Origin of the sequence: Halomonas campaniensis, assembly GCF_002211105.1 — a bacterium.
Taxonomy (GTDB): Bacteria; Pseudomonadota; Gammaproteobacteria; order Pseudomonadales; family Halomonadaceae; genus Vreelandella; species Vreelandella campaniensis_A.
This window is the reverse complement of the sequence record NZ_JPUA01000025.1, coordinates 90,979-100,569: the sequence shown is the minus strand read 5'-3', so window position 1 is coordinate 100,569 and position 9,591 is coordinate 90,979. Positions and strand designations below refer to the sequence as shown.

The 9,591-nt window shown below is 56.0% G+C and carries 11 protein-coding genes; 4 read left to right on the top strand and 7 right to left on the bottom strand.

Annotation, left to right across the window (positions count from 1 at the left end):
* Positions 1 to 217: transketolase-like TK C-terminal-containing protein (locus tag JI62_RS08780; protein WP_430750718.1), on the top strand; the 217-nt coding region annotated here is incomplete at its 5' end.
* A 79-nt stretch (positions 218 to 296) separates the two neighbouring features.
* On the opposite strand, the gene JI62_RS08775 is transcribed toward JI62_RS08780, so the two are convergent.
* The 3 genes from JI62_RS08775 to ybaK all read right to left on the bottom strand — a co-directional run bounded on the left by JI62_RS08775 (position 297) and on the right by ybaK (position 3,166).
* The gene (locus tag JI62_RS08775; RefSeq protein ID WP_088699797.1) at positions 297 to 1,172 is read right to left on the bottom strand and encodes a PA4780 family RIO1-like protein kinase; all 876 of its coding nucleotides are present in this window, start codon (positions 1,170 to 1,172) and stop codon (positions 297 to 299) included.
* A 33-nt stretch (positions 1,173 to 1,205) separates the two neighbouring features.
* Entirely contained in the window at positions 1,206 to 2,603 is a 1,398-nt protein-coding gene (dbpA, locus tag JI62_RS08770) for an ATP-dependent RNA helicase DbpA (RefSeq protein ID WP_088699796.1), read from the bottom strand.
* 95 nt (positions 2,604 to 2,698) lie between these two features.
* Complete coding sequence (gene ybaK, locus JI62_RS08765) at positions 2,699 to 3,166, bottom strand: Cys-tRNA(Pro) deacylase (protein WP_088699795.1); 468 nt, start codon at positions 3,164 to 3,166, stop codon at positions 2,699 to 2,701.
* Positions 3,167 to 3,385: 219 nt separating this feature from the next.
* Here ybaK and JI62_RS08760 point away from each other — a divergent pair, with 219 nt between their 5' ends.
* Complete coding sequence (locus JI62_RS08760) at positions 3,386 to 3,571, top strand: DUF3008 family protein (protein WP_035584858.1); 186 nt, start codon at positions 3,386 to 3,388, stop codon at positions 3,569 to 3,571.
* 88 nt (positions 3,572 to 3,659) lie between these two features.
* Here JI62_RS08760 and JI62_RS08755 read toward each other — a convergent pair whose 3' ends face one another.
* Together JI62_RS08755 and JI62_RS08750 are read right to left on the bottom strand one after the other, a co-directional pair.
* The gene (locus JI62_RS08755; protein ID WP_088699794.1) at positions 3,660 to 3,932 is read right to left on the bottom strand and encodes a hypothetical protein; all 273 of its coding nucleotides are present in this window, start codon (positions 3,930 to 3,932) and stop codon (positions 3,660 to 3,662) included.
* A gap of 102 nt (positions 3,933 to 4,034) precedes the next feature.
* Positions 4,035 to 4,901: a cation diffusion facilitator family transporter gene (locus JI62_RS08750; RefSeq protein ID WP_088699793.1), complete on the bottom strand. Its 867-nt coding sequence runs from the start codon at positions 4,899 to 4,901 to the stop codon at positions 4,035 to 4,037.
* Positions 4,902 to 5,016: 115 nt separating this feature from the next.
* Between JI62_RS08750 and JI62_RS08745 the strand changes: the two genes are divergently transcribed.
* On the top strand, positions 5,017 to 5,886 hold the full coding sequence (locus JI62_RS08745) for a LysR family transcriptional regulator (protein ID WP_088699792.1): 870 nt from the start codon (positions 5,017 to 5,019) through the stop codon (positions 5,884 to 5,886).
* A gap of 194 nt (positions 5,887 to 6,080) precedes the next feature.
* Positions 6,081 to 7,490, top strand: coding sequence for a PhoH family protein (locus JI62_RS08740; protein ID WP_088699791.1), 1,410 nt, complete (start codon positions 6,081 to 6,083; stop codon positions 7,488 to 7,490).
* A gap of 70 nt (positions 7,491 to 7,560) precedes the next feature.
* Here the strand turns inward: JI62_RS08740 and JI62_RS08735 are convergent, their stop codons facing one another.
* Together JI62_RS08735 and JI62_RS08730 are read right to left on the bottom strand one after the other, a co-directional pair.
* Positions 7,561 to 8,544: a YihY/virulence factor BrkB family protein gene (locus tag JI62_RS08735; protein ID WP_088699790.1), complete on the bottom strand. Its 984-nt coding sequence runs from the start codon at positions 8,542 to 8,544 to the stop codon at positions 7,561 to 7,563.
* 36 nt (positions 8,545 to 8,580) lie between these two features.
* On the bottom strand, positions 8,581 to 9,591 hold a 1,011-nt coding region (locus tag JI62_RS08730; protein ID WP_276206558.1), incomplete at its 5' end, for a proton-conducting transporter membrane subunit.

Below are 9,591 nucleotides of genomic sequence, written 5' to 3'. Positions count from 1 at the left end.
CGCCGAGTACCGCGAAAGCGTACTGCCCAAAGCGGTCACCAAGCGTATCGCCATCGAAGCCGCCCATGCCGACTACTGGTACAAGTATGTGGGCCTGGAAGGCCGCGTGATCGGCATGACCACCTACGGCGAATCTGCGCCAGCGGGGGATCTGTTCAAGCACTTCGGCTTTACCGTCGACAATGTGGTCAAGCAAGCGAATGAACTACTGGGTTAAATCTTAAAAGCAGGCACAAGCTCAAACCAGGCTCCTCACTTTGCTATCAAACGAGAGGAGCCAGCTTTATTGAGGCTGTTCAGTAAGGCTGCGGAATCTCGCCGTCGTCATCATCGTCGCGCATACGCGCCTGGCGTTCCGCTTCTTCCTCTTTGGCATCGTCGATGACTTCCATCAGCTCATCGACGTTAGCAATATGGGTGTCGGCATCGAAGTGGCCGGTGAGTTTGCTATCCGGATGCAGTTCACCGGTTTCGTACAGCGCCCACATCTCTCTGCCATACTCGGTGTTTAGAAGCTCTGGCGCAAACTGGCCGAAGTAATTGCGCATGTTATCCACATCGCGATACAGCATGGCGGCCGCGCTGTTATTACCGGCAGCGTCAACGGCCTGGGGCAGATCGATAATCACCGGACCAGAGGCATCGACCAGCACGTTAAATTCCGACAAATCGCCGTGAATCAGTCCCGCGCAGAGCATTTTCACCACGTCTTGAATGACCTTAGCGTAGTAGGTCTGGGCCTGCTCTGGCGTTAGCGTGACCTCGTCCAAGCGCGGCGCGACGTTGCCTTCGGCGTCGCTGATCATCTCCATCAACAGTACGCCGTCCACAAAGCCATGAGGCTCAGGTACCCGCACACCCGCCGAGGCAAGACGGTAGAGCGCGTCGACTTCGGCATTCAGCCACGCCTGCTCCTGCTCTTTCTGGCCGTAACGGGTTTTTTTGGCCATCGCTCTTGAACGACGGCTATTGCGCTCTTTACGCCCCTCTTGATACTGAACGGCCTGTTTAAAGCTGCGCTGTTTGGCCTCTTTAAACACCTTGGCGCAACGCACTTCCTCACCGCAGCGCACTACGTAGACCTGCGCTTCCTTGCCACTCATTAACTGCACCAACACCTCGTCGATCATTCCATCATCGACCAGGGGTTGTAATCGCTTAGGGATTTTCATGGTTAGCTGCGTCGGCTCCTCTTTGGTACGCGTTCAATAACGGATACGGCGAACACGGAAAGCACGCCCTTTTAATTTATCACGCTCGAGTTTGGCCTGAGCTTTTTGAATCACGTCTCGCTCAACGGCCACATAGGCACTGCGGGCGAGTACTTTGATTTTACCCACTTGATCGCCGCGCAGCCCACCTTCACTGGTTAGCGCTCCCAGAATATCGCCGGGGCGCAGCTTATCTTTTTTACCACCGGCTAACTGCAGCGTCGCCATTAGCGGCTCGAACGGTACCGAGTGCTGGGGTTTCGGCAGGGGCTCGGTTTTAATCGCCTGCTCCAGCAAGCCTTCCAGCCGCTCCAGGCGGTAGCTCTCTTTAGGGGTTACCAACGTGCAGGCAATGCCACTGGCCCCGGCACGCCCAGTGCGGCCTACCCGGTGCACGTGAACATCAAGCTCGCGGGCAATTTGGTAGTTAAACACGGCGTCCAGCTGGGCAATATCCAGGCCACGGGCGGCAACGTCGGTGGCCACCAGAATAGAGGCACTCTGGTTAGAGAACAGAATAAGTATGCGATCGCGGTCTTTCTGCTCTAAATCACCGTTTAACGCCACGGCACTAAACCCTGCATCGGTTAGCTGTTCAGCCACTGCCTGGGTTTCGCGTTTAGTGTTACAGAATACCACGCTGGTCGCGGGCCGATAGACCAACAGCAGCTGGCGCAGGGCGTCAAATCGCGCCTCTTCATTGGCGACACTGTAGAAGTGCTGTTGAATCGTGGTGGCGTCGTGCACCTCGGCGATTTTCACCATCACCGGTTCACGCATGACGCCACGGGTCATCTCGGTTAGACCGCCCGATGACTGCTCATCCGGGAAGGTCGCGCTGAACAGCAGCGTTTGGCGGTCGGCTGGGGTCTCAGCAATAATGTCATCAATGGTCGCCTGGAAGCCCATATCCAGCATCCGATCCGCTTCATCCAGCACCAGCGTCGTGAGGGACTCCAGAGAGAGCGAACCTTTGCGCAAATGCTCGTCTATACGCCCCGGTGTGCCCACAACAATGTGCGCGCCGTGCTCTAAAGAACCGAGCTGGGGACCAAAGGGCGCTCCGCCGCAGAGGGTGAGTATTTTTACGTTGGCCATACCGCGAGCTAAACGGCGCAGCTCTTCAGCCACTTGGTCAGCGAGTTCCCGGGTGGGGCAAAGCACCAAGCCCTGTACCGCGAAGCTCTCCACTTTCAGCTTAGCTAGCAGCGCTAAACCAAATGCCGCGGTTTTGCCTGAGCCGGTTTTCGCCTGGGCCAGCACATCACGCCCGGCCAGCATGGGCGGCAGACTCTTCGCCTGCACCGGCGACATTTCATGGTAGCCAAGGGTGTCTAGATTCGTCAGTAGCGCTGCTGGAAGCGCCAGAGATGCAAAAGAAGTGTCGGACACAGAAAATTCCTGAAGGGGCCGTATTGCCCCGCAAACCTATAATGTGAAGCACCATACCAGAAAGTGCCCCGGGCTGCGCCGCCATCACATCGACATCAGCTTGCAAGGGGCACAAAGATGGCCTGACTTAGCTTGGCTAAGTCCCCAGGCGCCAGCTCAATTTCAAGCCCGCGTCGCCCGGCACTCACATAGATACTGGCAAAATGTTCGGCAGAGTGATCAATAAAGGTGGCCAAGCGCTTTTTCTGCCCTAAAGGGCTAACCCCTCCTAGCACATAGCCGGTGGTGCGCTCTACTTCCGACGGCTCCGCCATGGTGGCTTTCTTTGCACCGGCGGCTTTGGCGATCTGCTTTAACCCCAGCTGGCCATTAACCGGCACAATGCCTACCGCCAGCTGTTTGCCATCCAGCTTCACTACTAGAGTTTTAAATACCTGCTCCACCGCAACGCCTAGTTTTTCAGCCGCCTCCAATCCATAGGAGTGTGCGGTTGCATCGTGATCGTACTCATGGATTTGAAAGGCAATACCTGCGTGTTTCGCGCTATTGATAGCCGGTGTCATGTCGTTCTCTTCATTAACAGCGTTGATACGATGACGTTACAGAGTGGCCCACTTCGCCCAATAGGTTAATAACGTGGCAGGCAAAGGGAAGTCAACGGGTGGTGAGGCATGAATATTAGCACGCTATAAATGGAAAGCTGAGCACCAGTGACTATGCTTAAAAGTGCAATGCTCAATAGTGCAGTAGGTAAACGGAAGCTAAACGAAAGGAGTTCAACAATGCCAGCAACCTCCAAAGCGCAACAGAAAGCGGCGGGCGCGGCACTATCCGCAAAGCGCGGAGAAACCAAGCCCAGTGAACTTTATGGTTCGTCTAAAGAGATGTATGACTCCATGAGCGAGGAGGAGCTAGAAGACTTCGCGAGCACAAAGCGCAAAGGCAAGCCGGAAAAGAAACAGGATTGATCATCCTATTGACTCTGCCTGTTATAAGCAGCCCTATAATGCAGCAGCGCCAGCTTAACGAAGCTGGCGCTGTTGGACTAGCTAACCGTTACTGCTTGCAAGGCACCACTTTACGCAGGGTGTCTTTTGCCCATAGCGTTTGGCCATCCGGCGTACGACCATGCTCATTCCAGCGTTCGGCGGTTTCCAGGCAGAACGATCCGGCGCTTTCAACGCTCGCATCGCGGTTAGCCGGGCGCTCGCCGCCAATCCGCATAACATCAGGATTGTCGGTGGTATAGCTTGGCGCAATGGTAGAACTTGCACAGCCAGAGACCAGTGCGGTCAGTAGCAGTACGGGTAAACAGCGGCGCAGTGGCATGTTTTTACGACCCTCAATGTATCATTATTTAGGCCGACACCTATTGTCGGTAGCGCTAAATAGCATTGCCTCTTACAAAACGTCAATCTTTTTTCGCCCGCCTCAGCCAGTGACTAAGGTAAGACTGGTAATAGGGCGCAGGTTTAGCCGTTTACAGCGCTTCTCTACGCTATCCACTATCTCTTGAGCGTCGTCGAACTGCTGCTTGTCGAGCTGGATATCGACCATCAAAAAGCTGCCTACCTGAGCCAGACGCACATCGTCGGCGGTGACATCAAAGTCAGCGACATCTTCAACCACATCGCGTCGTACGCTGCTGCATGAGCCGCCGAACATCAGCTCCCGCAGCGCCCCCTTCACCATGCGAATCGGCATGGGTAAGAAGTAACCTGCAATAACCAGCACCATCACCGGGTCGGCAAAGCGCGCGTAGCTGGCCCAGGGCGACTGGGTTAACAGCCAGGTCAGCCCAAAGCCCAGCATAACGGCGGCACTCAGCCAGGTATCCATCTGCCACTGACGTAGCTCGGCGGCCAACAGCGAAGAGCGCGCCACCCGGGCGTAGCGCGCCAGCCACCACCAGGTTAATAAACAACCCGTGACGTTGACCACGCCAAACATCAGCGCCAAATCCAGCGTGACCAACCGCCCACCATCGAGCAGGCTCCATAGCGCGGAGACCAATGACACGATACATACCATCGCGATCACTACGCCTTTGAGCAGCACTGCAAGCGGCTCTACCGTCAGCCGCCCAAAGGGGTAGTGATCATCCGCAGGTTTACGCGCCTGCTGAAGAGCAAACAGAGATAGCGACGCCAACACTAGGCTCAGCAGCGAGTAGCCGCTGTCAAAAAGAATCGTTATGGAACCGCTGGTCAGCCCTAGCGCAAGCCCGGTAAACGCAAACAGGCTTGCAGAAATGGCTGAAAATCTTAGCGCACGGCGCTCGGCAACAAAGGGGGTCACGCGGATAACTCCATCACATTAGTCGGATTGTGCGCCATAATAGTGAAGAGTTATGACAATCACGAATCGCTCAGCGCCAAGTTAACTGGCGCTCGAAGCGCTAAACGAGGCGACTATGCGTGCAGAACAGGTACAGGCCTTTATTGATGTCACCGAGCACGGCTCCTTTGCCGCCGCTGCACGACATACCGGCCTTAAACGGAGCACGCTAAGTGCCGCCGTCAATGCGCTTGAGGATAGCCTGGGCGTGGCGCTATTTGAGCGTTCAGGCAATAGCCTAACGCTTACCGCCGTGGGCGATAGCGTGCTCCCTGACTGCTACCGCCTGCTGACCAGCGCTAGCCGAATCAAAAAACACTGCCACCAGCACTTGCAGGGCGTGGAAAGCCAACTCGGCATCGCCCGGGATGACGCCCTGCCCGAGGTGTTTTGGCGCCAGGTGATGCATGATTTAAAACAGCAGTTCCCGCTAACCGCGATTTCGGTGTACCTGGTGCCGCCCCAGGAACATACCCAGTTTGTGCAGCGCCAAACGGTGGATATTGCCTTTGGGCTGTATACCGCCGAAGGCATTGATGCCAACGCAGCCAACCTTGCCCCCGTCAGCATGCGTTTAGTGGCCGCGCCCCATCATCCGCTAAGCCGCCTCCCGAGCGTTAACCGTGATGACTTAGCCCAGTACACCCAAGTGTGTTTAACCCACGTGCAGGATGACAAGCTGATCAGCGAAGCGCTATTTTCCGGTAATTATCTGGGTTTAACCATGTTTGAAGTGATCCGCGACGCCGTCATCAATGCAACCGGCTGGGCGCTGCTGCCTTATCCGCTGGTGAAAGGCGCCCTGGAGGCTGGCACGCTCTGCACGCTGAATCACGATCTAGCGCTAGAGAGCCACTATTACCGCTACGTGGAGAGTGATAACTGCGGCGTGGTCGCCACTGCACTGTTAAATAAAGTGACGCATTTTTTGGCTACGCTCAATTAAGCCAATGCGAACCCACTGACATATCGTTGAAATCTTTTTATGGAAAAAAACACCAAAGCCTTCCACGCTATTACAAAGAGCTAAATAAGGAGCCGCCAGGACACGCCACGTGAGGAACACTGGTAAGTGTCATCTGGGCGTAATACGCACCTGCCAGTGTCGATGTTGCCGTCAACCAAGGAGTGATTCCAACGATGGTACGACTCGATAAGAAAGCCACTCGGCTGTATGTGTTGGACACCAATGTCCTCATTCATGACCCCACCGCGCTCTACCACTTCGATGAGCACGACGTTGTTATCCCCATGACCGTCCTGGAGGAACTTGATAAGCACAAAAATGGTGTACGTGAAATTGCCCGCACGGCTCGCCAAATCAGCCGTACGCTCTCTGACCTTACCAGCCAAGTCACTTTTGATGAGATCCAACGCGGTATTCCGATTCCCCGACTCAGCGGCGACACAGGACGCCTGCACTTTTTATGCTACAACGATTTAAAGCTCTTTGACGCCCTCGACGATAGCCCCGATAACCGCATACTGGCGGAGACCTGCCGCCTTCGCGAAGAACGCCCCGACGCCTCGGTCATTCTAATCACCAAAGACATCAACCTCCGCGTTAAAGCCGCCGCGCTGAAAGTGCCCGTTGAAGATTACCTCAACGACCGCGCCTTCTCCGACAGCGACGCGATGATTGAGGGCGCCCAGGTCTACGCATCAGCAGGGCAAAATGGCGCCTCCCTATGGGAAGCGTTGAATGTCGACGTAACTGTTGAGCGCCTGGATCACCACACTTTCTATCAACTCACCGGTACCATGCCCCGAAACTGGCACGTGGGCATGCTGGTCTCGGATAGCGAAAACGGGGCAGAGTTCGAAGCAATCGTTCGTGAACTGGGGCCCTCTTCGGCGCGCCTTCAGTTGCTGACGAACTATCGCCACCACGCGGGTGTTTGGGGCGTTCACGCCCACGACAGTCGGCAAAACTTCACCTTAAACCTACTCATGGATCCCGATATTGATCTGGTCACCATTGCGGGTAATGCCGGTACCGGTAAGACCTTTATGACCCTGGCTGCCGCCTTTCAGCAAACCCTGGATGCCAAGCTGTTTGAACGCATTGTGTTTACCCGCGCGCCGATCCCCATGGGGGAAGACATTGGCTTTCTACCCGGCACCGAGGAGGAGAAAATGTCACCGTGGATGGGTGCCTTCCACGACAATATGGATAACCTGCTGCGCAATGAGGAGGGAGAAACCAGCTGGGATAATGGTGCCACGCGGCAGTTGATTGGTTCACGGGTACAGATCCGCTCGCCGAGCTTTATGCGCGGGCGCACCCTAAACGACACCTTTTTAATCATTGATGAGGCGCAAAACTTCACCCCCAAACAGCTTAAGTCGCTAGTCACACGGGCGGGGCGCAATACCAAAATTGTCTGTTTGGGTAACGTCGGGCAGATTGATACGCCCTACCTCACTGCCAACACCTGCGGTATGGCCGCAGTCGTTGAGCGCTTCCGTGACTGGCCCCACGCCGGGCATATCACCCTAAAAAGCGTTGAACGCTCTCGCTTGGCCCTGGCGGCGGAAGAGCTGCTTTAAGCCTGCTGTCTTAAACCTGTTGTTTTAAACCAATCACCTCCCACCGCTAGTGGGAGGTGATTCTCGGCACTCAATTCTCGTTACTGTCTTCAATATCCTTCCACGGCCGGGGGGCACCAATGGTGTCCGCGGCAAACGCCTCGCGTTCACCTAGCGGGCGCGCCTCGCCAATGGTGGTGTCAGTGAAGGTTTGGCGCTCCATCTCACAGTTGACTTCTGCACCAAACAGCACCACAAACGCGGAAAGCCAGAACCAGATCATGAGCGCCACCACCGCCCCCAACGAACCGTAAAGCTCACTAAACATAGAGAAGTAGCGTACATAGAGCGAAAGTCCGCCGGAGCCCAACAACCACATCACCGTCGCCAGCAGCGTCCCGTAGCTTAACCAGCTCCACTGAGCTGAGCGCCGATAAGGCGCGTAGCGGTAGAGCAGCGCAATTAGCATGCTCATCACCACTAACAGTGCAGGCCAGCGTAGCCACTGCAGGATTTGATCCAACGGAGGATCAATCGCCAGGGAGTTGACAACTACCGGCACGATGGCGATAAAACCCAGCGAGATCAGCGTCATAATAATCAAGCCAAAGGTCAGCGCGATCAGTACCGTACTGCGGTGTAGCAGGCTACGCTTTTCGGTTTCGCCATACACCACGTTAAGGCCAATGACCAACACCGCCACTCCTTTGGAAGCAATAAACATCGCAATCAGCAACCCGGCTAGAGCCCCCAGAAAGCTACCTGACTCCGCACTTTCAACTACCTGCTGGGCCTGCTTATCGATTAACTCGGCTGCATCCGGTGGCATAAAACGACTGATTTCATACAGCTGCTGGCCAGCTTCATAAGGGTCAAACAGTAGCCCCCAGAGGGAAATGACCGCCGCGATAGTAGGAAACAGCGCCAGCAAGGCGTAAAAAGCCACCCCAGCCGCCAGCATGGTCAGGCGGTTACGACGCGCAGCGCGCACTACCCGCCAGATGATGTCGTGCCACCCCCGCTGAGGAATATCGCCAGGTACCTGCGCGCGGCGGCCACGGGGGAGTTTACCCATAGCAGGCTCCTGACGAGTTCATCCCACACAGTCGTCTCATTGCTGTCCTTCCCACATCATTAGCGCCGCAAGCAGCACGGCAAGCACCATCATCAAACCACCGGCATGGTGACGCAACCAGGACTCTGACGACAACAGGCGAGTTAAATGACCCATCAACGTCTCTTCAGCTTTTTGTGCGTTTGCCACACTCGCCGCTTTAAGCTGGGCGCAGTAGTTTCCACACAGTCGTATCGGCACCAATGCAGCGCCGACGATACCCGCGTAGAGCCACCATAGATCGCCAGCGGGGAGTGATTTACCCTTAAGCGGACGTGTTAGTAGCCAGCCCGCCACAGCGAACAGAACCCCCACCGGAAATGGCCACATAATTCCCAACCACTCTTTAAGCGGCGGCATCTCTATACTGCCAGCAGGTAGGGGAAGCCAAAATGGCGTCAACAGCGCTGCCACTATGGCAACTAACCAGGCGCCCCACTGCCCTGGTTGACTACCCCCTTGATGGCGCTGCTGCCACTGGCGCCATAGGGCAACGCTTACCAGTGCCGCTGTACCAACAGCCGCCCAACTGAGCAGCTTGATCAAGGACTCATGGTGCATTTCATAGAGCGGGCTCTTCACGCCCCATTTGCTGACCAGGCCCGCCCCAATGGCGCCCGCCAATGAGATACCCGGTAGAGCCAACAAGCCCCAAACCGCCGTCAGTGGCCAGCGGGGTAAGTGCTCACTGATACTGGTGCCCATAAACAGCGCGCCTTTGGCCAACGCGTGATGGGCAGCAAACAGCACCAGGCCCGGCCACAGCAATGGCCATACCTCTGGCGCCACTAAGCCCATGGCCACCAACGCAGTCATCATGCCCATCTGGCTAATACTGGAGTAGGCCAATACCGCTTTAGGGTGACGTTGAAAAACGCCATACAGGGCGGCACCAAAGGCTGCCGCCAGCCCTGCGATTAACATGAAGCGACCAAACTGGGCTAACGAGGCCGAAACCTGCTCACTCCCGAGCGGCAACACGTTGATCCACCCCAGCAGACCCGCCTT

What these genes read in the sequence shown, in the direction of transcription:
- JI62_RS08755 (WP_088699794.1), bottom strand. Translation starts at nt 3,932, where the DNA reads ATGCCACTGCGCCGCTGTTTACCCGTACTGCTACTGACCGCACTGGTC.
- JI62_RS08735 (WP_088699790.1), bottom strand. Translation starts at nt 8,544, where the DNA reads ATGGGTAAACTCCCCCGTGGCCGCCGCGCGCAGGTACCTGGCGATATT.
- JI62_RS08745 (WP_088699792.1), top strand. Translation starts at nt 5,017, where the DNA reads ATGCGTGCAGAACAGGTACAGGCCTTTATTGATGTCACCGAGCACGGC.
- JI62_RS08775 (WP_088699797.1), bottom strand. Translation starts at nt 1,172, where the DNA reads ATGAAAATCCCTAAGCGATTACAACCCCTGGTCGATGATGGAATGATC.
- JI62_RS08760 (WP_035584858.1), top strand. Translation starts at nt 3,386, where the DNA reads ATGCCAGCAACCTCCAAAGCGCAACAGAAAGCGGCGGGCGCGGCACTA.
- ybaK (WP_088699795.1), bottom strand. Translation starts at nt 3,166, where the DNA reads ATGACACCGGCTATCAATAGCGCGAAACACGCAGGTATTGCCTTTCAA.
- JI62_RS08740 (WP_088699791.1), top strand. Translation starts at nt 6,081, where the DNA reads ATGGTACGACTCGATAAGAAAGCCACTCGGCTGTATGTGTTGGACACC.